Raw genomic sequence first — 21,507 nt, forward strand, 5'->3', positions numbered from 1 at the left:
CCCGATCGCACTTTTGTGCCCACCCGGTGGTGCCCCATTCACCGGCGTTTGATAGACCTTTACCCATGCCTCTCATCCCCGAGGAGCCTCAGATTCACGAGAGCGCCCAGGGTCCCCGCGTCACTCCGGCCGCCGGCCGCACCGCGCCGACCCCCCGTCCCGTTCCTGGTCCGCGTACCGCGGTCACGCCGCGTCCCGGTCGTCCGGTGCCCGGCTCCGCCCGGCCCACGCCCCCCGCGCAGCGCACGCACTCCGGTGCCGCCGCCGTCGCCGCAGCCCAGCCCCAGGCCACGCCCGGCCGGGGCGCCGGGCCGCAGATCCAGCTGATCCCCGCCCCGGCCCAGGGCGCGCTCCACGCGGCGGACGAGGCGGTGGACCTGCTGCTCGACGCCGGCCGCGCGCCGGGCGACATCCTGGTCCTCACCACCGGTGACCCGCACCCGTGGGCGGCGCACGAGCTGTCCTTCGGCGAGGAGTCGTACTGGGCGCAGCACGACGCCCGCGACGACGTGTTCTACGCGTCGGCCGCGTCCGTCGAGCGTGCGGCCGGCCGTCCCGTGGTGATCGTCGCCGTCAACGGCGGGGACGACGCGGCTGTCGCCGCGCTGTCGGTCGCGCGGGAGCGGGCCGGGGCGCTGCTGATCGTCTGCGGTGATCCGCAGCGGGTCAACTCCGTGCTGGGCGCGGGGGTCTGAGGGGTTTCCCCCCCGGGGCAGACGTTCTCCGGTGCGGGTCGTGGTGGGTCGCTCGCGCCGTTCCCCGCGCCCCTTCAGAGCGCGTTAGCGCGCCGCCACCCTGCGCAGGGTTTCCGCCGTGCCGCTGCGCAGGGGCGGGGGCGCGGGGTCGGTGTCCGCAAGGGAGCCCGGGCGGGTGGTGGAGCTGGGGTGCCGGCCGCCCCGGCCCTCGCCCAGGACCTGCCAGCCGCCAGGTGTCAGCGTGATGTACGCGCCGCAGCGCAGCCCGTGCAGGGTGCAGGCGTCCCGCAGGCCCCACATCCAGGCGCCGTCCTCCTCGGTCCAACGCTCGTCGCCGTCACGGCAGTAGAGCAGCACGGCCGTGCGCACCGGGGTCCGGCGGCGCAGGTCGTGCGGGATCACCCGGCGCAGATGCGCGAGGAGCGCGTTGCGGAACTCCCAGCCGTCCGCGGGGCCCGGGCGGCGCACGAACGAGGCGCTGGCCGCCAGCCGTTCCTCGTGGTCCAGGACCGCGATCACGGCCGTCGACGGGGCCGGGTCGTGCCGGGTGTGCAGGCCGACGACCACCTCGCGGGGGCTGCGCAGCAGCGGGATACCCGCCGCGGCCCACTCGGCGGGCTCCAGCATCCTGGCGAGGCGGTTCCCGGAGGCCGCCGAGGTGAGGGACGACGCACCTGCCGAGGCTGTGGACGGAGCGAATCCGAAGGTCACGGTTCTCCCTTCCGGATACGCGCCCACGCTGCGGGCAGGGGTCGGGTGAGGCGCGCCACGGCACGGCCCGGGCCGCCGGGTCCACCGATGAGGCGCGGCTCCAATTCTCGCTGGCTCGCGGGCACGCGGCAACGAGCAAATGGAGCCGCTGACTGGAATCGGAGGGTATGACGCTCATATCCCTGCCCCGTCTTACCGCCGGTCACTCCCCAGGGCCTCGCGCGGTCATCCCTGAACGGCGAGGACCAGCGGAAACACGCCCTGCGCGCCCGCCCGGCGCAGCAGCCGGGCCGCCACCGCCAGCGTCCAGCCGGTGTCCGCGCGGTCGTCGACGAGCAGCACCGGGCCGCCCGCCTCCCGCACCGCCGTGGCCACCTCGTCCGGCACCGTGAACGCGTGGTGCAGGGCGCGCACCCGCTGGGCGCTGTTGGACGCGGGAACCCGGGACCCGGCGGCCCCCTCCCCGTACTCCACGCGCCCCAGGAGCGGCATCCGGCCGATCTCCGCGATCCGGGCGCCCAGTGACTCGACGAGCCGGGGCCGGGTGAGCGAGGCGACCGTGACCACCCCGGCGGGCCGGGGCGGTGCGTCGGGGCCGCCGGAGGCCCAGCCGCCGGGGCCCTTGGCCCAGTCCGTCAGGACCGTCACCACCGCGTCGACCACGTCGTCCGGGACCGGTCCGTCGGGGCTCTGGGGGGCGAGCATGGGGCGCAGCCGGTTGCCCCAGCCGATGTCGGAGAGGCGGCCCAGCGCCCGGCCCGGGAAGGCCTGTTCGCCCGCGGGGATACGGCCCTTGAGGTCCACGCCGACCGCCGCGAGGCCGGTGGGCCACATCTTGCGGGGCTCGATCTCGACGCCCGGGCGGGTGAGCTCTCCCCTGGCCGCCTCCAGCGCCGTCCCGGAGACGCCGGCGGTGAAGCGGGCGCCCGCGCAGTTGTCGCAGCGACCGCACGGGGCCGCCTCCTCGTCGTCGAGCTGGCGGCGCAGGAACTCCATCCGGCAGCCCGTCGTCGAGGCGTAGTCCCGCATCGCCTGCTGCTCGGCCTCCCGCTGGCGGGCCACCCAGGCGTACCGCTCCGCGTCGTACACCCATGACTCGCCGGTGGAGGTCCAGCCGCCCTTGACGCGGTGGACCGCGCCGTCCACGTCGAGGACCTTGAGCATCGTCTCCAGGCGGGTGCGCCGCAGCTCCACCAGCGGCTCCAGGGCGGGCAGCGACAGGGGGCGGTCCGCCCGCGCCAGCACGTCCAGGGTGCGCCGGACCTGCTCCTCGGGCGGGAAGGCGACCGAGGCGAAGTACTTCCAGATCGCCTCGTCCTCCTTGCCCGGCAGCAGCAGCACCTCCGCGTGCTCCACCCCGCGGCCCGCGCGGCCCACCTGCTGGTAGTAGGCGATGGGGGAGGAGGGCGAGCCCAGATGGACCACGAAGCCGAGGTCCGGCTTGTCGAAGCCCATACCGAGCGCGGAGGTGGCGACCAGCGCCTTGACCCGGTTGGCCAGCAGATCGTCCTCGGCCTGCTGGCGGTCCGCGTTCTCCGTGCGGCCCGTGTAGGAGGTGACCGGGTGGCCGCACTGGTGCAGATACGCGGTGACCTCCTCGGCGGCGGCCACCGTCAGCGTGTAGATGATCCCGGAGCCCGGCAGCTCGTCCAGGTGGTCGGCGAGCCAGGCCAGCCGGTGCGCCGCGTCCGGCAGCGCCAGCACGTTCAGACTCAGGCTCTCGCGGTCCAGGGGGCCGCGCAGCACCAGCGCGTCGGTGTCCGCGCCCGTCCCCAGCTGCTCCGCCACGTCGGCCGTCACGCGCGCGTTGGCCGTCGCCGTCGTCGCCAGGACCGGGACGCCCGGGGGGAGCTCGGCGAGCATGGTGCGCAGCCTGCGGTAGTCCGGGCGGAAGTCGTGGCCCCAGTCCGAGATGCAGTGCGCCTCGTCGACCACGAGCAGTCCGGTCGCGGCCGAGAGCTTGGGCAGCACCTCGTCGCGGAAGTCCGGGTTGTTGAGGCGCTCCGGGCTCACCAGCAGGACGTCGACCTCGCCGGCGGCCACCTCGGCCTGGACGGTCTCCCACTCCTCGGTGTTCGAGGAGTTGATCGTGCGGGCGCGGATGCCCGCGCGCGCGGCGGCCTCCACCTGGTTGCGCATCAGCGCCAGCAGCGGGGAGACGATCACGGTGGGGCCGCTGCCGCGCTCGCGCAGCAGCGAGGTCGCCACGAAGTACACCGCGGACTTTCCCCATCCGGTGCGCTGGACGACCAGCGCCCGGCGCCCCTCGGCGACGAGCGCCTCGATGGCACGCCACTGGTCCTCGCGCAGCCGGGCCGCTCCCGTGGGGTCGCCGACGAGGCGGGCCAGGACGGCGTCGGCCCGGGTGCGCAGATCCGTGGTGCTCGTGTCGTTCATGCCCCCATACAACAGGACACCTCTGACATCCGGCCCGCCCCGGGGCGCGCACGGGCTCGCGCCGCGCCCCGGGAGGAGGCCGCTACGGCGTGGTGTGGTCCGAGCGCAGCCCGTCGAGCACGATGTCGATGTAGCGCCGCCAGTCGCCGCTGCGGCGGTGCACGATCGAGGTGAGGCCGCAGGTCAGGGCGAGGATGTCGGCGCCCGCGATGTCGGTGCGGATGGAGCCGGCCGCCTGCCCCTTGCCGACCAGGTCCACGAGCTCGGCCTCCAGATCGGCGCGCATGGTGCTGGGCGGGCCCTCGGAGCCGAGCGTGCCGCCGATGACGCTGGCGAAACCCCGGTCGCGCGCCTCCACCTCGCCGACCCGGGTGAGCAGCATCTGGAGCGCCTCAAGAGGCTCGGCCGACTCGCGGCACACCGTGCGGTAGTACGTGAGGATCTCGCCGAAGCGCTGCTGGGAGGCCGCTACCACCATGGCTTCCTTGGTGGGGAAGTGGCGGTAGAGCGTGCCCACGCCGACCTCGGCGTGCCGGGCCACCTCGTCCATGGACACGTTGGCGCCGCGTTCCGCGAAGAGCTCGCGCGCCGCGTTCAGGACCCGGGCCCGGTTGCGCTCCGCGTCAGCCCGGAGCCGGCGGCCACCGCTCTCACTGACCGGCGTTGACGTTGGCATACGGAACCTCCCTCCGTTTGACTCTACTATGCACTGCCTCCACCCACTGAACCAGCCCCGACTTCACGCCAGTTGGGGTATGCGGTTCGCAGTTGCCCAGTCGGTTCCACAGGGCGCCCCCGGGTGTTGACAATGGCCTGGTAGCTGCCGTGAGACGGAAGGACGAACACGATGTCGTTGCCCCTGGGGCGTACGAGTGCGCCGGAGGTGTCGGCGTCGGTGGAGGCATTCCTGACGGAGCCGCACATCGGCGTACTGACCACCATCCGGCCCGACGGGTCCCCGCACGTGGCACCCGTGCGGTTCACCTGGGACGCGGAGGCGGGGCTCGCCCGGGTGATGACGGTGTCCACCTCCCGCAAGGCCCGCAACCTGATCGCGGCGCCGGGCTCCCGGGTCGCCATCTGCCAGGTCGCCGGGTTCAGTTGGGTCACGCTGGAGGGCACGGCCGAGGTCCGCGACGAGCCCGCGCGGGTCACCGAGGGCGCGCGCCGCTACACCCGGCGCTACCGCTCGGGCCCGCCCAACCCGCCGGGCCGGGTGGTGGTCGAGATCCGCGTCGACCGGGTGATGAGCCTGAACGTCTAGAGAACGCGGGAGAGCGCGGCGGTACGGGGAGTGTCCTCCCCGTCCGCCGCGCTCTCGTTCGGCGGGGCTCAGCCCTTGCGGGGCGGGGTGCCGGTCACCCAGATCATGCGCAGCGACAGCAGGCTCAGGCGCCAGCCGTCCGGAGTGCGCCGGGCCTCGGCGCTCACCAGGCTTCCGTTGGCGAATATCGGGTCGCGCTCGGCGTCCTCCGGATGGTCGGAGGGGTGGTGCACATGGGTGGAGACGATGTTGGCGCGCAGGGAGGCCCGGTCGCCGTGGATCTCGACCAGGGCGGGCGAGTTGATGTGCTGGGTGCGGGCGAAGGCCGCCAGAGCGGTGCTGTGGTACTCGGCGAGGCCGGCGATCCCCTCGTGCCGGCTCATCGGGAACTCGACGACGGCGTCCTCGGTGAACAGCCCCCGGGCCCAGGCGTCGTCGAGCTTGTCGTCGTCCAGATTGATCAGGTAGCGGTCGAGCAGTCCCGCGACATCGGCGGTGGATTGGCTTGAGGTCATGGTTGAGGATGACGCCGGAACAGGCCTCTGACCAAGACTCCTTGTAGCGGAGTTGACGTACTTGTCAAAGGCCTGTACTAGCAGCTATTTACGCTCACCGGGGCCCTCGGGATACTGGAGAAACGCCAGTCGGAAGAGGGTAGATGGATAACTTTGACGCGGACGTAATTATCGCGGGAGCCGGCCCCACAGGACTCATGCTCGCAGGCGAACTGCGCCTGAACGGCGTGTCCGTGATTGTCGTCGATCGCCTTGCCGAGCCGATACAGCAGTCGCGTGCGCTGGGATTCTCCGCCCGGACCATCGAGGAATTCGGCCAGCGCGGACTGCTGGAGCGATTCGGTGGTGTGGACGTCATTCCGGTCGGTCATTTCGGCGGAGTGTCCATCGATTACCGGCTTGTCGAGGGCGGCTCCTACGGGGCCCGGGGCATCCCCCAGTCGCGTACCGAGGGCGTGCTGGCCGGCTGGGCCGGGCAGCTGGGCGCCGAGGTCCGCCGCGGGGTCGAGGTCACCGGCCTGAAGGACGGCGCCGACGGGGTCACCGTGGAGGTCACCACCCCCGGGGGCCCGGCCACGCTGCGCGGCCGTTACCTGGTGGGCGCGGACGGCGCCCGCAGCGCGGTGCGCAAGCTCGCGGGCATCGACTTCCCCGGCACCGACCCGGCCATCGAGCTCCGGTTCGCCGACATCAGCGGGGTGCCGCTGCGCCCGCGCTTCAGCGGTGAGCGGGTGCCCGGCGGCATGGTCATGGTGCTGCCGCTCGGCCCGGAGCGCTGCCGGATCGTCTACTTCGACCGGAGCGAGCCGCTCCGCAAGAGCCCGGACCCGATCACCTTCGACGAGGTGGCCGAGGCGTTCAAGCGCCTGTCCGGCGAGGACATCAGCGGCGCCACGGTGCACTGGGTCTCCACCACCACCGATGTGAGCCGCCAGGCCGCCGAGTACCGCAAGGGCCGGGTCTTCCTGGCCGGCGACGCCGCGCACATCCATCTGCCGATCGGCGCCCAGGGAATGAGCGCCGGCGTGCAGGACGCGGTGAACCTCGGTTGGAAGCTCGCCCTGGAGATCAAGGGCCAGGCCCCCGAGGGCCTGCTCGACACGTACCACTCCGAGCGCCACCCGGTCGGCGCCCGGGTGCTCACCAACACCCTCGCCCAGCGGATCCTCTACCTGGGCGGCGACGAGATCACCCCGCTGCTCGACGTCTTCACCGAGCTCACCGAGTTCGAGGACGTCCAGAAGACGCTGATCGGGATGGTCACCGGACTCGACATCCGCCACGACGTGGGCGAGGGCGACCATCCGCTCCTCGGCCGCCGTCTCAAGGACGAGGAACTGGTGGTCAACGGCGAGAAGACCACCAACTTCGAACTGCTGGCGGCCGGCCGGGCCGTCCTGTTCGACCTCACCGACGACTCCCACCTGCGGTCGCTCGCCGCGGGCTGGGCCGACCGTGTCACCACGGTCACCGCCGAGCAGCACGACTGCGACGCCGGTCTGGACGCCTTCCTGGTGCGCCCCGACGGCTACGTCGCCTGGGTCTCCCCCTCCGCTTCGCGCACGGAGGGGCTCGTCGAAGCCCTCAACCGATGGTTCGGCCGGCCCAACTGAGCAGGGTCCGAAGCCCCGTTCTCTCATACCCGTACCTCGAAGGAAGCGAAGAACATGCCCAAGATCTCCAGCGATGACAAGAACCTCACCGTCCTCAACCTCTTCTCCACGGACGCCCCGGAGAAGCAGGAGGGTCTGCTCGGCGCGATGCGCGAGATCGTCGACTCGGCGGCCTACCCGGGCTGGATGTCCTCCACCGTGCACGCCGGTGTGGACAAGCCGGGCACGGCCAACTTCATCCAGTGGCGCAGCCGTGCCGACCTGGAGGACCGCTACGACGGCGAGGAGTTCAAGCACCGCACCCTCCCGCTCTTCGGCGAGCTGACCACCTCGATCCGGCTGCTCCAGAACGAGATCGCCTACTCCCAGACCAAGTCGGGCGGGGACGTCGAGATCTCCCCGGAGCGCACCGACTACACCGTGATCGCGGTCTTCGGCGTCGAGGAGAAGAACCAGGACGCCCTGGTGGACGCGCTCGGCCCGTCGATGAAGTTCCTCGCCGACGTTCCCGGCTACGTCTCCCACACGGTCCTCAAGGGCATCGCCGCCCGCGGTCTCGAGGGCTCCTTCGTGGTCTCCTACTCGCAGTGGGAGAGCAAGGAGGCGTTCGACGCCTACCAGGCCGTCGCGCAGGACGACAAGCCCGCCGCCCGCCAGGACGCCGAGCGCCGCACCGGTTCGCTCCTGACGTCGGTGGACTCCAACACCTACCGGGTCGTCCACACCCGCGCCGCCGGCCAGTAACACCCGGCACGAAAAAGCGCCACCGCACCTCACGAAACGCCCGGCTCCCTTTCTGGAGCCGGGCGTTCCGGCATTTCCGGCCCCGTTTTCCAGGCAAGACGCTCCGGTCCGCGACCTGACGGCACCTGACGCCGACGTGACAATTACGCACCGCATCGCTGCTCTTCGTTGCGTGTTCTCTGACATGGCTGCGGTGTATTTGCGGAACCTGACCGAACCGGACGTAGACCTGAACCGGGGCGCCTTGAACGGCGAGCGGGATCAGAAGACCCTTGAATACATGATCCGGGGCGTGGTTCGCCACCGCTGATCCTCTCGCTCAACTCCCGTTCATGGCCCTCCGATCCGGGCGCGTCCGACGTCGTACGCGCAGGGAGCCGGGCCAGTGCCGGATCAACCGCAACCGCTGAGGAGCGAAAACGTATGCACAGCACGCTGATCGTCGCCCGCATGGAACCCGGTTCGAGCACCGACGTCGCCAAGCTGTTCGCCGAGTTCGACGCGACGGACATGCCGCACCGGATGGGAACGCGGCGCCGCCAGCTGTTCTCCTACCGGGGCCTCTACTTCCACCTCCAGGACTTCGACGCGGACAACGGCGGTCAGCTGATCGAGGCCGCGAAGAACGACCCGCGGTTCATCGGGATCAGCGAGGACCTCAAGCCGTTCATCCAGGCGTACGACCCGGCCACCTGGCGCTCGCCCGCCGACGCCATGGCCGCGCGCTTCTACAACTGGGAGGCGGGCGCGTGACAACGCCTCGCAGGGTCGTCATCACGGGGATGGAGGTGCTCGCCCCGGGTGGAATCGGCACCAAGAACTTCTGGAGCCTCCTCAGCGAGGGCCGCACGGCGACGCGTGGGATCACCTTCTTCGACCCCACGCCGTTCCGCTCCCGGGTGGCGGCCGAGATCGACTTCGATCCGTACGAGCACGGTCTGAGCCCGCAGGAGGTCCGGCGCATGGACCGCGCCGGGCAGTTCGCCGTCGTCGCCTCGCGCGGCGCGGTCGCCGACAGCGGTCTGGAGCTGGCCGGCCTCGACCCCTACCGGGTCGGTGTCACCGTCGGCAGCGCGGTCGGCGCGACCATGGGCCTCGACGAGGAGTACCGGGTCGTCAGCGACGGCGGCCGGCTCGACCTGGTGGACCACGAGTACGCCGTACCGCACCTCTACAACCACCTGGTGCCGAGCTCCTTCGCGGCCGAGGTGGCCTGGGCGGTCGGCGCCGAGGGCCCCAGCACCGTGGTCTCCACCGGCTGCACCTCGGGCATCGACTCGGTCGGCTACGCCGTCGAGCTGATCCGCGAGGGCTCCGCCGACGTCATGATCGCCGGTTCCTCGGACGCGCCGATCTCGCCGATCACCATGGCGTGCTTCGACGCGATCAAGGCGACGACCAACCGCCACGACGAGCCGGAGACGGCCTCGCGCCCCTTCGACAACTCGCGCAACGGCTTCGTCCTGGGCGAGGGCACCGCCTTCTTCGTCCTGGAGGAGCTGGAGAGCGCCCAGCGGCGCGGCGCCCACATCTACGCGGAGATCGCGGGCTACGCCACGCGCTCCAACGCGTACCACATGACCGGACTGCGCCCCGACGGCGCGGAAATGGCCGAGGCGATCCGCGTGGCGCTCGACGAGGCGCGGATGAACGGCGACCAGATCGACTACGTCAACGCCCACGGCTCCGGCACCAAGCAGAACGACCGCCACGAGACGGCGGCCGTCAAGCGCAGCCTCGGGGACCACGCCTACCGGATCCCGATGAGCTCCATCAAGTCGATGGTGGGCCACTCGCTGGGCGCGATCGGCTCGATCGAGATCGCCGCCTCGGCGCTCGCCATGGAGTACAACGTCGTACCTCCCACGGCGAACCTGCACACGCCCGACCCGGAGTGCGACCTGGACTACGTCCCGCTCACGGCCCGCGACCAGCGCACCGACGCGGTGCTCTCGGTCGGCAGCGGCTTCGGTGGATTCCAGAGCGCCGTGGTGCTCGCCCGTCCCGAGAGGAACCTCGCATGACGTCGTCCGTGGTGGTCACCGGCCTGGGGGTGGCGTCCCCCAACGGGCTCGGCATCCAGGACTACTGGGCGGCGACCGTCGGTGGCAAGAGCGGCATCGGCCGCATCACCCGCTTCGACCCGTCGTCCTACCCGGCCAAGCTGGCCGGCGAGGTCCCCGGCTTCGTCGCCGAGGACCTGCTGCCGAGCCGGCTGCTGCCGCAGACCGACCGGGTCACCCGGCTCGCGCTGGTCGCGACCGACTGGGCGCTCGCCGACGCGGGCATCACCCCCGCCGAACTGCCCGAGTTCGACATGGGTGTGGTGACCGCGAGCGCGGCCGGCGGCTTCGAGTTCGGTCAGGGCGAGCTCCAGGCCCTGTGGTCCAAGGGCAGCCAGTACGTCTCGGCGTACCAGTCCTTCGCCTGGTTCTACGCCGTCAACAGCGGCCAGATCTCCATCCGCAACGGGATGAAGGGCCCCAGCGGTGTGGTCGTCAGCGACCAGGCCGGCGGTCTCGACGCCGTGGCGCAGGCCCGCCGCCAGATCCGCAAGGGCACCGCGCTGATCGTCTCCGGCGCCGTCGACGCCTCGGTCTGCCCGTGGGGCTGGGTGGCGCAGCTGGCCAGCGACCGGCTCTCCACCAGCGAGGAGCCGAACCGCGCCTATCTGCCCTTCGACCGCGAGGCCGCCGGGTTCGTGGCCGGTGAGGGCGGCGCGATCCTCATCATGGAGGACGCCGAGGCGGCCCGCGCCCGCGGTGCCCGGATCTACGGCGAGGTCGCGGGCTACGGCTCGACCATCGACCCCAAGGCCGGCTCCGGCCGTCCGCCGGGGCTGCGCAAGGCCATCGAACTCGCCCTGGCCGACGCGGGGGTCGCCCCGGGGGACGTGGACGTGGTCTTCGCCGACGCCGCCGCCGTCCCCGAGCTCGACCGCCAGGAGGCCGAGGCGATCAACGCGGTCTTCGGCAGCCGGGGGGTCGCGGTCACCGCGCCCAAGACGATGACCGGACGGCTCTACTCGGGCGCGGCACCGCTGGACCTGGCCGCCGCGTTCCTCGCCATCCAGGACGGTCTGATCCCGCCGACCGTGCACATCGACCCCGCCGCCGAGTACGACCTGGACCTGGTGCTGGGGGAGCCGCGCACCGCCGAGGTGCGCACCGCGCTGGTCCTGGCCCGTGGTTACGGGGGCTTCAACTCCGCCGTGGTCGTCCGGGCGTAGCGCCCCCGGGAAGCGTGGTCATCCGACTGCGGACCGTCTGTGGCTGGTCGCGCAGTGTCCCGCGCCCCAGGGGGGCGCGGTACCGCCACAGACACCTGGCAACGCCGTACACCTAGGAAAGGGAAAACCCATGGCCACCACGTTCACCCTCGACGACCTCAAGCGCATCCTCCTTGAGGCAGCGGGCGCCGACGAGGGCGTCGACCTGGACGGCGACATCCTGGACACCGAGTTCGAGGTCCTGGGATACGAGTCGCTCGCCCTGCTGGAGACGGGCGGCCGGATCGAGCGTGAGTACGGCATATCGCTGGACGACGACGCGCTGACCGACGCCACCACCCCGCGCGCCCTCATCGAGGTCGTCAACGCCCAGCTCTCCTCCGCGTCCGCCGTCTGAGCCACTGACAAGGAAGAACGACATGACCGAGAACACCGCACGGGTCGCACTGGTGTCGGGTGCCACGAGCGGCATCGGGCTCTCCGTGGCCCGGCTGCTCGCCTCCCAGGGGCACCGCGTCTTCATCGGCGCGCGCAACGCCGACAACGTCGCCGAGACCGTCAAGCAGCTCCAGGGCGAGGGCTTCGAGGCCGACGGCTCGGCGCTGGACGTCACCGACGCCGAGAGCGTCAAGGCCTTCGTGCAGTCGGCCGTCGACCGCTTCGGCACCGTCGACGTGCTGGTCAACAACGCCGGCCGCTCGGGTGGCGGGGTGACCGCCGACATCGAGGACGAGCTGTGGGACGCCGTCATCGACACCAACCTGAACAGCGTCTTCCGGATGACCCGGGAGGTCCTGAACACCGGCGGCATGCGCCACAAGGACCGCGGCCGGATCATCAACATCGCCTCCACCGCCGGCAAGCAGGGCGTCGTGCTCGGCGCCCCGTACTCCGCCTCCAAGCACGGCGTGGTCGGCTTCACCAAGGCGCTCGGCAACGAGCTCGCGCCCACCGGCATCACGGTCAACGCCGTCTGCCCGGGCTACGTCGAGACGCCCATGGCCCAGCGCGTGCGCCAGGGCTACGCCGCCGCCTACTCCACCTCCGAGGACGCGATCCTGGAGAAGTTCCAGGCCAAGATCCCGCTCGGCCGCTACTCCACCCCGGACGAGGTCGCGGGCCTGGTCGGCTACCTCGCCTCCGACACCGCCGCCTCCATCACCGCGCAGGCGCTCAACGTCTGCGGCGGTCTCGGCAACTTCTGACCCGGCCAAGCACCCGAACGAGGAGCGGTTATGACGACCCGTGAGGTCGAGCACGAGATCACCATCGACGCCCCCGCCGCCGCGGTGTACCGGCTGCTGGCGGAGGTGACGAACTGGCCGCGGATCTTCCCGCCCACCATCTACGTGGACCAGGTCGGCGAGAACGGCAACCACGAGCGCATCCGGATCTGGGCCACCGCCAACGGCGAGGCCAAGAACTGGACCTCGCACCGCGAGCTGGACCCCGAGGCCCTGCGGATCACCTTCCGCCAGGAGGTCACCACGCCTCCGGTCGCGGCGATGGGCGGCACCTGGATCATCGAGACCCTGGGGGAGAACTCCTCGCGGGTCCGGCTGCTCCACGACTACCGGGCCATCGACGACGACCCCGAGGGCCTGGCCTGGATCGACGAGGCCGTCGACAAGAACAGCCGCTCGGAGCTGGCCGCGCTCAAGCAGAACGTCGAACTGGCCCACGCGACCGAGGAGGTGACGTTCTCGTTCACCGACACCGTCATCGTCCAGGGCTCGCCCAAGGACCTGTTCGACTTCATCAACGAGGCCGACCGGTGGTCCGAGCGGCTGCCGCACGTGGCCGTGGTCCGGCTGACCGAGGACACCCCCGGGCTCCAGACCCTGGAGATGGACACCCGCGCCAAGGACGGCTCGGTGCACACCACCAAGTCGTACCGGGTGACCTTCCCGAACTACAAGATCGCGTACAAGCAGGTCACGCTGCCCGCGCTGATGACCCTGCACACCGGGATCTGGACGTTCGAGGAGACCCCCGAGGGCACGGCCGCCTCCTCGCAGCACACCGTCACGCTCAATACGGACAACATCGCGAAGATCCTCGGCCCCGAGGCCACCGTCGCGGACGCCCGTGAGTACGTGCACACCGCGCTGTCCACCAACAGCACGGCCACGCTCAACCACGCCAAGACGTACGCCGAGTCGAAGGGCTGAACCGGAGATGACCACCACGGACCGCCTCGACACCCAGGTCATCGTCGTCGGCGCCGGCCCCGTCGGGCTGCTGCTCGCCGGCGAGCTGCGCCTCGGCGGCGCCGAGGTGGTCGTCCTGGAACAGCGGGCCGCTCCCACCACGGAGTCGAGGGCCTCCACGCTGCACGCCCGCACCATGGAGCTCCTCGACAGCCGCGGCCTGCTCGACGTCTTCGGGACGCCGCCGAACGAGCCGCGCGGCCACTTCGGCGGCATCCCGATGGACCTCACCCTGCCCAGCCCCTTCCCCGGGCAGTGGAAGATGCCCCAGACCCGGACCGAGGTCCTGCTCCAGGAGTGGGCGCTCTCGCTGGGCGTGGACCTGCGGCGCGGCCACGAGCTGCGCGAGGTCCACGACCGGGGCGGGTTCGTGGAGGCGACCGCGGCCGGCCCCGAGGGCACGGTCGTGGTGCGCGGTGGCTTCCTCGTCGGGTGCGACGGCGAGGACTCCACCGTGCGCCGCCTCACCGGGGCCGAGTTCCCCGGCAACGACGCCGGCCGCGAGCTGCTGCGCGCGGACGTCGCCGGCGTCGCCATCCCCAACCGCCGCTTCGAGCGGCTCCCGGCCGGACTCGCCATCGCGGCGACCCGGGACGGGGTGACCCGGGTGATGGTGCACGAGTTCGGCTCCCACGCCGAACCGCGCACCTCGGACCCGGAGTTCGGCGAGATCGCGGCGGTCTGGAAGCGTGTCACCGGCGAGGACATCAGCGGCGGAACCCCGCTGTGGGCGAACTCGTTCGGCGACGCCAACCGCCAGCTCACCCGTTACCGTCACGGCAGGATCCTGTTCGCCGGGGACGCGGCCCACCGCCAGATGCCCATCGGCGGCCAGGCCCTCAACCTGGGCCTCCAGGACGCCTTCAACCTGGGCTGGAAGCTGGCGCTGCACCTCAGTGGCAGCGCCCCCGAGGATCTGCTCGACACGTACCACACCGAACGCCACGAGGTCGGCCGGCGCGTCCTGTCCAACATCAGGGCGCAGGCGATGCTGCTGCTCGGCGGCCCCGAGGTCGAGCCGCTGCGCTCGGTCCTCACCGAACTCCTCACCCACGACGACGTCCGGGCGCACCTCGCCGGGATGATCAGCGGCCTCGACATCCGCTACGACGTCGGCGGCCCCGGGCACCCGCTGCTCGGCGCCCGGCTGCCGGACACGGCCCTGACCACCGGCGAGGGCCCGGTGAACACGGCCCAGTCGCTGCGCACCGCACGCGGTGTGCTCCTCGATCTGTCCGGCGGCGGTGCGGCGCTGCCGGACACCTCCGGCTGGGCCGACCGGGTCACCGTGCTGCCGGCCGCGCCGGAGAAGGACGGCGCCCTCCAGGGCGTGGGCGCCGTCCTGGTGCGCCCCGACGGCCACGTGGCCTGGGCGGGCGGGCCGGAGACCGGTGGCACCGGGCTGCGGGAGGCCCTGGAGCGCTGGTTCGGCCCCTCGCGCTGACGCTCCCCGTACCACCCCCGCCCCCGTGTACGACCGCACGACTCCACCGCAGGACAGGGAACCACCGGGCACGTCCAGGAAAGGGAACACTATGGAGGGGACAGCCGTGGACACCGATGTCATCATCGTCGGCGCGGGTCCGACCGGTCTCATGCTCGCCGGCGAGCTGCGCCTGGGCGGGGCCCGGGTCGTCGTCGTCGAACGGCTGGCGAAGCCGACCGGGCAGTCCCGGGGCCTCGGCTTCACGGCCCGCGCCATGGAGATCTTCGACCAGCGCGGGCTGCTGCCCCGGTTCGGCCAGGGCGAGACGCTGGAGATCAGCCCCATGGGGCACTTCGGCGGTGTGCAGTTCGACTACACCGTCCTGGAGGGCGGGCACTTCGGGGCGCGTGGCATCCCGCAGTACAGGACCGAGGCGGTCCTGGAGGAGTGGGCGCGGGAGCTGGGCGTCGACATCCGGCGCGGGTGGGAGTTCCTGGAGCTGACCGACGGCTTCCTGGACGGCGACGACGTCGAGATCACCGTCCAGACGCCCAACGCCGTACGCAAGCTGCGCGCCTCCTACCTGGTGGGCGCCGACGGCGGGCGTAGCGTGGTCCGCGAGGCCGCCGGGTTCGACTTCCCGGGCACCTCCGCGACCCGGGCGATGTTCCTCGCCGATGTCACCGGCTGCGAGCTGCGTCCGCGCTTCCTCGGGGAGCGGCTGAACAACGGCATGGTGATGGCGGCCCCGCTCGCCCCGGGCGTGGACCGGATCATCGTCTGCCCCGACAACGCGCCCGCGCGGGCCAGCGGCGAGTCGGTCTCCTTCGAGGAGGTCGCCGCGGCCTGGCAGTCGATCACCGGTGAGGACATCTCGCACGGCGGCGCCGAGTGGGTCAGCTTCTTCAGCGACGCCACCCGCCAGGCCTCCGAGTACCGGCGCGGCCGGGTCCTGCTGGTCGGCGACGCCGCCCACATCCACCTCCCGGCCGGCGGCCAGGGTCTGAGCACCGGCGTCCAGGACGCGGCCAACCTCGGCTGGAAGCTCGCGGCGGAGATCGCCGGGACCGCGCCGGGGGGGCTGCTCGACACCTACCACGGCGAGCGCCACCCCGTGGGGGCGCGGCTGCTGATGAACACCCGCGCGCAGGGGATGGTCTTCCTCGGCGGCCCCGAGGCGGACCCGCTGCGGCAGCTGTTCGGCGAGCTGATCCAGTACGACGACGTCAAGCGGCACCTGGCGGGCATCGTCAGCGGTCTGGACATCCGGTACGAACTGGGCGACGGGCACCCGCTGGTGGGGCGGCGCATCCCGCCGCGCACGCTGGTCCTGGCGGACGGCGAGACCAGCACCACGGCGCTGCTGCACCGGGCGCACGGGGTGCTGCTCGACCTCGCGGACGACGCGTCGCTCCGCGAGGCGGCGGCGCACCGGCCGGGCCGGGTCGACGTCGTCACCGCCTCGGCCAAGCCGGTGGACGGCGGAACCGATCCGCTGGCGGGCGCGGGCGCCGTGCTCGTACGGCCCGATGGATACGTCGCCTGGGCCGGGAACTCGGCCGAGGAGCTCGGGGACGCGCTGAACCGGTGGTTCGGCCCGGCCGCGGCCTGACGCCCAGCCACCCGGTCCCTGAGCCGGGACCGGTCAACAGTCAACGCAAACGGGGGCATTGATGGAAAGCACGCTCGCACCGGGCGCCGTCTCCCAGGGCGTTCGCAGGATCACCCTGGACGCGGGCGGTGTCACCCTGTCCGCGTTGCTGTGCGAGCCGGAAGGCCCTCCCCGCGCCACCGTCGTCGCCGTCCACGGCGGCGGCATGAACGCCGGGTACTTCGACGGCCAGGCCCACCCCGAGCTGTCGCTGCTCACCCTCGGCGCCCGGCTCGGCTACACGGTCCTGGCCGTCGACCGGCCCGGCTACGGGCACTCCGCCGCCCAACTGCCCGACGGCCTCACCGTCGCCGAGCAGACCGACGTGCTGCGCGCCGGGATCGACCACTTCACCGCCGAGTACCCGACCGGCGCGGGCATCCTGCTCGTCGCCCACTCCTTCGGCGGCAAGCTGGCGCTCTCGGCCGCCGCCCACTGCACCGGCGACGGCCTCCTCGGCCTCGACATCTCCGGCTGCGGCCACCGCTACGCCGTCACCCCGGGCGTGATCCGCAAGGGCCTCAAGCACATCGCCCGGCACTGGGGGCCGCTGCGGCTGTACCCGCCGGACACCTTCCGCAGCAGCGGCGCCCTGGTGGCGCCGATGCCGGAGCGCGAGGCGGGCGAACTGCCGCGCTGGCCCGAGCTGTTCGCGGCCCTGGCGCCACGCGTCCGCATCCCCGTCCGGCTCACCTTCGCCGAGCACGAGGGCTGGTGGCTCCACGGCGAACAGGACCTCGCCGACCTCGCCGCCCAGCTCACCTCCGCACCCCGCATCGTCGTCGACCGCCAGCCGGACGCCGGCCACAACATCAGCCTCGGCTGGGCGGCCCGCTCCTACCACCTGCGCACGCTCGCGTTCCTGGAGGACTGCATCACCAGGGCGGGACGCGATGCCTGAGCATCCGAGCCTATGACCAGCACCTTCGCCCATCCCTTCCGCTCCCTGGCGGTACGGAACTTCCGGCTCTTCGCGGCCGGGCAGGTCGTCTCCGTCGCCGGCACCTGGATGATGGTCGTGGCCCAGGACTGGATCGTCCTGGGCCTGGCCGACAACTCCGGCACCGCCCTCGGCGTCGTCACCGCGCTCCAGTTCACCCCGCTGCTGCTGCTCACCCTGTACGGCGGGCGCCTCGCCGACCGCTACGACAAGCGGCTCCTGCTGACTTGCGCCAACCTGGCCTCCGGCGTGCTCGCGCTGGTCCTGGCGGTGCTGGCGTTCGCGGACGCCGTCCAGCTGTGGCACATCTGGCTCTGCGCGCTGGGCCTGGGCGTCGTCAACGCCGTCGAGGTGCCGACCCGGATGGCGTTCGTCAGCGAACTGGTCGGTCCCGAACTGCTGCCCAACGCCTCGGCGTTGAGCGCCGCGTACTTCAACACCGCCCGGGTGGTCGGACCCGCCCTCGCGGGGCTGCTCATCACCGGCTTCGGCACGGGCTGGGTGATGCTGTTCAACTCCGTCAGCTATCTGGCGACGGTCGTCGGGCTGCGGATGATGCGGCCCGGCGAGCTCCTGCTCGGCACCCGGCCGGACACCCGGCCCCGGGTGGTCGACGGGCTCCGTTACGTCGCCGGGCGCCCGGACCTGAAGCTGCCGCTCCTCCTCGTCGGGGTGATCTCCCTCTTCGGGCTCAACTTCCAGCTCACCCTGCCGCTGTACGCCAAGACCGTCTTCCACGCCGACGCGGCCTCCTTCGGGCTGCTCACCACCGGGTTCGCGGCGGGCTCGCTGATCGCCGCCTTCGCCACCACCGCGCGCCGCAGCCGCCCCTCCAGCCGTCTGGTGGTGGGCGCGGCACTGGTCTTCGCGGTCCTGGAGACGGTGGCGGGCTGGGCGCCGGACTTCGCCGCGGCGATCGTGCTGCTCTCGCTCACCGGGGGCGCCACCATCTTCTTCGTCCAGGCCGTCAACCACCGCGTCCAGCTCGGCAGCGACCCGCGCTACCGGGGCCGGGTGATGGCGCTGTACACCCTGATCCTCCAGGGCTCCACCCCCCTCGGCTCGCTGCTGATCGGCTGGCTCGCCGAGCACCTGGGAGCCCGCTCCGGTTTCTACGTGGGCGGCCTGGTCTCGCTGGCGGCGGCGCTCACCGCGCTGGTGTACGACCGCCGCGCCGGCCGCGTCGAGCCCGTCGCCCCCCTGGAGACGTCCGGGGGCGACGGACACGGCGGCCCCGTCCACGAGGCGGTGGGCCGGTGAACGCGACCCGTACGCCGCTGCGGGCGGCCCCTTCGGCGGGACGGCTGCACCTGCTGGTCTTCCGTCCGCCCGCCGAGGAGGTGGCGTCGCTGTGCCCGCTGATGAAGGCGCTGGACGCGATGGAGGAGGCACGCGCCGCGTCCTATGTGTCGGCGCGCGACCGGATCCAGTACGTCACCGCGCACGCCACCCTGCGCGGCCTGCTCGCCGCGTACACCGGTCTGGAGCCCGGCCGGATCGTGCTGGGCCGGGGCGAGGACCCGTACGGCAAGCCGCGGCTGATCGACCCGCCGCTGCCGCTCCACTTCAACCTCTCGCACAGCCACGGCCTGATCGCCATCGGGGTCGCCGCGGCCCCGGTGGGCGTGGACGTCCAGCGCGTCCCGTCGCCCGAGGCCGTCGAGATGGTGCTGCCCCGGCTGCACCCGCAGGAGCGCGAGGAGCTGCGCGCGCTCCCCGCGGCCGAGCGAACCGTGGCGTTCGCCCGGCTGTGGACCCGTAAGGAGGCCTATCTCAAGGGCCTGGGCACCGGACTCACCCGCTCACCCGCGGCGGACTACCTGGGCGACCGCAACGCCCCGGACCGCCCGCACGGCTGGACGGTGCGCAACGTGCCCGTGCAGCCCGGATACGCCGCCGCGGCGGCACTGCGCCACCACCCGACGTGACCGTGAAGGCAGTCGATTCCGCACCAAGGATCCGCAACCTACAGGGGGAACACCACATTATGTCGACCACGCCGACCACACCGTCCTCTGCCGAGGTCACCGACCGGCTGGACGAGCTCAGCGAGCGCAAGGAGCAGGCCGTCCGCGGCCCCAGCGACAGGGCGACCGAGGCGCAGCACGCCAAGGGCAAGCTGACCGCGCGCGAGCGGATCGAACTCCTCCTGGACAAGGGCAGCTTCACCGAGGTCGAGCAGTTGCGCAGGCACCGGGCGACCGGCTTCGGCCTGGAGGCCAAGAAGCCGTACACGGACGGTGTCATCACCGGCTGGGGCACGGTCGAGGGCCGTACCGTCTTCGTCTACGCGCACGACTTCCGTATCTTCGGCGGCGCGCTGGGCGAGGCCCACGCCTCCAAGATCCACAAACTGATGGACATGGCCATCGCGGCCGGGGCGCCGCTGGTGTCCCTGAACGACGGTGCCGGCGCCCGTATCCAGGAGGGCGTCTCGGCGCTGGCCGGGTACGGCGGCATCTTCCAGCGCAACACCAGGGCCAGCGGGGTGATCCCGCAGATCTCCGTGATGCTGGGCCCGTGCGCGGGCGGCGCCGCGTACTCGCCGGCCCTGACGGACTTCGTCTTCATGGTCCGGGAGACCTCGCAGATGTTCATCACCGGCCCGGACGTGGTGCAGGCGGTGACCGGCGAGGAGATCAGCCAGAACGGGCTCGGCGGCGCCGACGTGCACGCCGGGGTCTCGGGCGTGGCGCACTTCGCCTACGACGACGAGGAGACCTGCCTCGCCGAGGTCCGCTATCTGCTGTCGCTGCTGCCGTCCAACAACCGGGAGATGCCGCCGCTGGCCCAGACCTCGGACCCGGTGGACCGCGAGGGCACGGCCCTGCTCGACCTGGTGCCGGCCGACGGCAACCGCTCCTACGACGTGCGCTCGGTGATCGAGGAGCTCGTCGACGAGGGCGAGTACATGGAGATCCACGCCAACTGGGCGCCGAACCTGGTCGTCGCGCTGGCCCGGCTCGACGGCCATGTCGTCGGTATCGTCGCCAACCAGCCCTCCGCGATGGCGGGCGTCCTGGACATCAAGGCGAGCGAGAAGGGCGCGCGTTTCGTCCAGTTCTGCGACTCCTTCAGCATCCCGCTGATCACCCTGGTCGACGTCCCCGGCTTCCTGCCGGGCGTGGACCAGGAGCACGACGGCATCATCCGGCGCGGCGCGAAGCTGCTCTACGCGTACTGCAACGCGACCGTGCCCCGGATCTCGGTGGTGCTGCGCAAGGCGTACGGCGGTGCCTACATCGTGATGGACTCGCGCTCGATCGGCGCGGACCTGGCGTTCGCCTGGCCGACCAACGAGATCGCGGTGATGGGCGCCGAGGGCGCGGCGAACGTGGTCTTCCGCCGGGAGATCGCCGCGGCCGAGGACCCCGACGCGATGCGCGCGCAGAAGATCGAGGAGTACAAGAACGAGCTGGTGCACCCCTACTTCGCGGCGGAGCGCGGTCTGGTCGACGACGTCATCGACCCGCGCGAGACCCGCTCGGTGCTGTGCCGTTCGGTCGCGATGCTGATCGCCAAGGACGCCGAACTGCCGCGCCGCAAGCACGGCAACCCGCCCCAGTAGGCCCGACTTCCGTAGACAAAGGGACCGACATGAGCGAGATGACCCAGATCACCGAGCCCGCCGAGAGTGCCGAGGCCGCCGGGAGCACCGCCGAGACCGCCGGGATGACCCTGGAGCACTGCCGTGAGCTGCTGAGAGTGGAGCGCGGTAATCCGGATCCGGAGGAACTGGCGGCGCTGGCCGCGCTGTTCTTCGCGCACTTCTCCGCGATGGAGGCGCGGGCCGAGGCGGCCCGGGTGATGATCCCGAGGCAGCGCCGCTCGGCGAGCTGGCGCCGCACCGACCGGGCGACGGGCTTCGACGGCCCGCGCACCTGGCGGGCCGGCGGCCCGGTGCTCGCCTGAACACATGCCTGACGGACCGTCAAATATGGTCCGTAGAAGCGCATTCCGCGTAGCGAGCGGTACCCAGCGCCCCGGGTGGGGCCGTCCGGACGAGGGCGGCCCCACCCGGGGCGCGCCGCTGTTCAGGGCGTCGGACTTTACTTGACACACACTCTCCCCGGCGACCATTCTGTGCGGTGAATGGGGGTCTTCGTCATGCA

The 21,507-nt window shown here is 72.0% G+C and carries 21 protein-coding genes; 17 read left to right on the forward strand and 4 right to left on the reverse strand.

Features of this window, described 5'->3' with window-relative positions; translation table 11 throughout:
• Positions 1 to 65 precede the first annotated feature (65 nt).
• Positions 66 to 695: a hypothetical protein gene (locus tag ACZ5ID_RS00400; protein ID WP_468892032.1), complete on the forward strand. Its 630-nt coding sequence runs from the start codon at positions 66 to 68 to the stop codon at positions 693 to 695.
• Positions 696 to 779: 84 nt separating this feature from the next.
• On the opposite strand, the gene ACZ5ID_RS00405 is transcribed toward ACZ5ID_RS00400, so the two are convergent.
• The 3 genes from ACZ5ID_RS00405 to ACZ5ID_RS00415 all read right to left on the reverse strand — a co-directional run bounded on the left by ACZ5ID_RS00405 (position 780) and on the right by ACZ5ID_RS00415 (position 4,479).
• Positions 780 to 1,406 carry a hypothetical protein gene (locus tag ACZ5ID_RS00405; RefSeq protein WP_468892034.1) on the reverse strand — a complete coding sequence of 209 codons (627 nt, stop codon included), beginning with the start codon at positions 1,404 to 1,406 and terminating at the stop codon, positions 780 to 782.
• A gap of 225 nt (positions 1,407 to 1,631) precedes the next feature.
• On the reverse strand, positions 1,632 to 3,803 hold the full coding sequence (locus ACZ5ID_RS00410; RefSeq protein WP_468892036.1) for a RecQ family ATP-dependent DNA helicase: 2,172 nt from the start codon (positions 3,801 to 3,803) through the stop codon (positions 1,632 to 1,634).
• 82 nt (positions 3,804 to 3,885) lie between these two features.
• Positions 3,886 to 4,479 carry a TetR/AcrR family transcriptional regulator gene (locus tag ACZ5ID_RS00415; protein ID WP_468892038.1) on the reverse strand — a complete coding sequence of 198 codons (594 nt, stop codon included), beginning with the start codon at positions 4,477 to 4,479 and terminating at the stop codon, positions 3,886 to 3,888.
• 171 nt (positions 4,480 to 4,650) lie between these two features.
• Here ACZ5ID_RS00415 and ACZ5ID_RS00420 point away from each other — a divergent pair, with 171 nt between their 5' ends.
• Positions 4,651 to 5,067 (forward strand): pyridoxamine 5'-phosphate oxidase family protein, encoded by a 417-nt coding sequence (locus ACZ5ID_RS00420; RefSeq protein ID WP_406550855.1) that lies wholly within the window; start codon positions 4,651 to 4,653, stop codon positions 5,065 to 5,067.
• A 68-nt stretch (positions 5,068 to 5,135) separates the two neighbouring features.
• Here the strand turns inward: ACZ5ID_RS00420 and ACZ5ID_RS00425 are convergent, their stop codons facing one another.
• Positions 5,136 to 5,582, reverse strand: a complete 447-nt coding sequence (locus ACZ5ID_RS00425; RefSeq protein ID WP_468892040.1) for a nuclear transport factor 2 family protein — start codon at positions 5,580 to 5,582, stop codon at positions 5,136 to 5,138.
• A 143-nt stretch (positions 5,583 to 5,725) separates the two neighbouring features.
• On the opposite strand from ACZ5ID_RS00425, the gene ACZ5ID_RS00430 reads away from it, so the two are divergent.
• The 15 genes from ACZ5ID_RS00430 to ACZ5ID_RS00500 all read left to right on the forward strand — a co-directional run bounded on the left by ACZ5ID_RS00430 (position 5,726) and on the right by ACZ5ID_RS00500 (position 21,307).
• Positions 5,726 to 7,195, forward strand: coding sequence for an FAD-dependent monooxygenase (locus ACZ5ID_RS00430; protein ID WP_468892042.1), 1,470 nt, complete (start codon positions 5,726 to 5,728; stop codon positions 7,193 to 7,195).
• 54 nt (positions 7,196 to 7,249) lie between these two features.
• Positions 7,250 to 7,939, forward strand: a complete 690-nt coding sequence (locus tag ACZ5ID_RS00435; RefSeq protein WP_468892044.1) for an antibiotic biosynthesis monooxygenase family protein — start codon at positions 7,250 to 7,252, stop codon at positions 7,937 to 7,939.
• Between the two features lie 423 nt (positions 7,940 to 8,362).
• The gene (locus ACZ5ID_RS00440) at positions 8,363 to 8,692 is read left to right on the forward strand and encodes a TcmI family type II polyketide cyclase (RefSeq protein WP_468892046.1); all 330 of its coding nucleotides are present in this window, start codon (positions 8,363 to 8,365) and stop codon (positions 8,690 to 8,692) included.
• The gene (locus ACZ5ID_RS00445) at positions 8,689 to 9,963 is read left to right on the forward strand and encodes a beta-ketoacyl-[acyl-carrier-protein] synthase family protein (RefSeq protein ID WP_468892048.1); all 1,275 of its coding nucleotides are present in this window, start codon (positions 8,689 to 8,691) and stop codon (positions 9,961 to 9,963) included. The genes ACZ5ID_RS00440 and ACZ5ID_RS00445 overlap by 4 nt, the downstream gene beginning before the upstream one ends.
• Positions 9,960 to 11,168, forward strand: coding sequence for a ketosynthase chain-length factor (locus ACZ5ID_RS00450; protein WP_468892049.1), 1,209 nt, complete (start codon positions 9,960 to 9,962; stop codon positions 11,166 to 11,168). The genes ACZ5ID_RS00445 and ACZ5ID_RS00450 overlap by 4 nt, the downstream gene beginning before the upstream one ends.
• Positions 11,169 to 11,298: 130 nt before the next feature.
• Positions 11,299 to 11,565, forward strand: coding sequence for an acyl carrier protein (locus tag ACZ5ID_RS00455; protein ID WP_468892051.1), 267 nt, complete (start codon positions 11,299 to 11,301; stop codon positions 11,563 to 11,565).
• Positions 11,566 to 11,587: 22 nt separating this feature from the next.
• The gene (gene fabG / locus ACZ5ID_RS00460; protein WP_406550849.1) at positions 11,588 to 12,373 is read left to right on the forward strand and encodes a 3-oxoacyl-ACP reductase FabG; all 786 of its coding nucleotides are present in this window, start codon (positions 11,588 to 11,590) and stop codon (positions 12,371 to 12,373) included.
• 30 nt (positions 12,374 to 12,403) lie between these two features.
• Positions 12,404 to 13,339, forward strand: a complete 936-nt coding sequence (locus ACZ5ID_RS00465) for an aromatase/cyclase (RefSeq protein WP_358832639.1) — start codon at positions 12,404 to 12,406, stop codon at positions 13,337 to 13,339.
• A 7-nt stretch (positions 13,340 to 13,346) separates the two neighbouring features.
• On the forward strand, positions 13,347 to 14,822 hold the full coding sequence (locus ACZ5ID_RS00470; protein ID WP_468892054.1) for an FAD-dependent monooxygenase: 1,476 nt from the start codon (positions 13,347 to 13,349) through the stop codon (positions 14,820 to 14,822).
• Between the two features lie 106 nt (positions 14,823 to 14,928).
• Positions 14,929 to 16,416, forward strand: coding sequence for an FAD-dependent monooxygenase (locus tag ACZ5ID_RS00475; RefSeq protein WP_468892056.1), 1,488 nt, complete (start codon positions 14,929 to 14,931; stop codon positions 16,414 to 16,416).
• A 61-nt stretch (positions 16,417 to 16,477) separates the two neighbouring features.
• Complete coding sequence (locus ACZ5ID_RS00480) at positions 16,478 to 17,356, forward strand: alpha/beta hydrolase (RefSeq protein WP_468892058.1); 879 nt, start codon at positions 16,478 to 16,480, stop codon at positions 17,354 to 17,356.
• A 12-nt stretch (positions 17,357 to 17,368) separates the two neighbouring features.
• A complete protein-coding gene (locus ACZ5ID_RS00485) occupies positions 17,369 to 18,655 on the forward strand; it encodes an MFS transporter (protein ID WP_468892059.1) in 1,287 nt (428 codons plus the stop codon).
• Positions 18,652 to 19,323 (forward strand): 4'-phosphopantetheinyl transferase family protein, encoded by a 672-nt coding sequence (locus ACZ5ID_RS00490; protein ID WP_468892060.1) that lies wholly within the window; start codon positions 18,652 to 18,654, stop codon positions 19,321 to 19,323. The genes ACZ5ID_RS00485 and ACZ5ID_RS00490 overlap by 4 nt, the downstream gene beginning before the upstream one ends.
• A 59-nt stretch (positions 19,324 to 19,382) precedes the next feature.
• A complete protein-coding gene (locus tag ACZ5ID_RS00495) occupies positions 19,383 to 20,963 on the forward strand; it encodes an acyl-CoA carboxylase subunit beta (protein WP_468892061.1) in 1,581 nt (526 codons plus the stop codon).
• A 29-nt stretch (positions 20,964 to 20,992) separates the two neighbouring features.
• Positions 20,993 to 21,307 (forward strand): acyl-CoA carboxylase epsilon subunit, encoded by a 315-nt coding sequence (locus ACZ5ID_RS00500; protein WP_468892063.1) that lies wholly within the window; start codon positions 20,993 to 20,995, stop codon positions 21,305 to 21,307.
• Positions 21,308 to 21,507 lie beyond the last annotated feature (200 nt).

It is taken from the genome of Streptomyces sp. NPDC031670, from assembly GCF_055580545.1.

Excerpts from the sequence above, each read along its gene's own strand:
- ACZ5ID_RS00400 (WP_468892032.1), top strand. The coding sequence starts at position 66 with ATGCCTCTCATCCCCGAGGAGCCTCAGATTCACGAGAGCGCCCAGGGT.
- ACZ5ID_RS00410 (WP_468892036.1), bottom strand. The coding sequence starts at position 3,803 with ATGAACGACACGAGCACCACGGATCTGCGCACCCGGGCCGACGCCGTC.
- ACZ5ID_RS00415 (WP_468892038.1), bottom strand. The coding sequence starts at position 4,479 with ATGCCAACGTCAACGCCGGTCAGTGAGAGCGGTGGCCGCCGGCTCCGG.
- ACZ5ID_RS00420 (WP_406550855.1), top strand. The coding sequence starts at position 4,651 with ATGTCGTTGCCCCTGGGGCGTACGAGTGCGCCGGAGGTGTCGGCGTCG.
- ACZ5ID_RS00425 (WP_468892040.1), bottom strand. The coding sequence starts at position 5,582 with ATGACCTCAAGCCAATCCACCGCCGATGTCGCGGGACTGCTCGACCGC.
- ACZ5ID_RS00430 (WP_468892042.1), top strand. The coding sequence starts at position 5,726 with ATGGATAACTTTGACGCGGACGTAATTATCGCGGGAGCCGGCCCCACA.
- ACZ5ID_RS00435 (WP_468892044.1), top strand. The coding sequence starts at position 7,250 with ATGCCCAAGATCTCCAGCGATGACAAGAACCTCACCGTCCTCAACCTC.
- ACZ5ID_RS00440 (WP_468892046.1), top strand. The coding sequence starts at position 8,363 with ATGCACAGCACGCTGATCGTCGCCCGCATGGAACCCGGTTCGAGCACC.
- ACZ5ID_RS00450 (WP_468892049.1), top strand. The coding sequence starts at position 9,960 with ATGACGTCGTCCGTGGTGGTCACCGGCCTGGGGGTGGCGTCCCCCAAC.
- ACZ5ID_RS00455 (WP_468892051.1), top strand. The coding sequence starts at position 11,299 with ATGGCCACCACGTTCACCCTCGACGACCTCAAGCGCATCCTCCTTGAG.
- fabG (WP_406550849.1), top strand. The coding sequence starts at position 11,588 with ATGACCGAGAACACCGCACGGGTCGCACTGGTGTCGGGTGCCACGAGC.
- ACZ5ID_RS00465 (WP_358832639.1), top strand. The coding sequence starts at position 12,404 with ATGACGACCCGTGAGGTCGAGCACGAGATCACCATCGACGCCCCCGCC.
- ACZ5ID_RS00470 (WP_468892054.1), top strand. The coding sequence starts at position 13,347 with ATGACCACCACGGACCGCCTCGACACCCAGGTCATCGTCGTCGGCGCC.
- ACZ5ID_RS00480 (WP_468892058.1), top strand. The coding sequence starts at position 16,478 with ATGGAAAGCACGCTCGCACCGGGCGCCGTCTCCCAGGGCGTTCGCAGG.
- ACZ5ID_RS00485 (WP_468892059.1), top strand. The coding sequence starts at position 17,369 with ATGACCAGCACCTTCGCCCATCCCTTCCGCTCCCTGGCGGTACGGAAC.
- ACZ5ID_RS00495 (WP_468892061.1), top strand. The coding sequence starts at position 19,383 with ATGTCGACCACGCCGACCACACCGTCCTCTGCCGAGGTCACCGACCGG.
- ACZ5ID_RS00500 (WP_468892063.1), top strand. The coding sequence starts at position 20,993 with ATGAGCGAGATGACCCAGATCACCGAGCCCGCCGAGAGTGCCGAGGCC.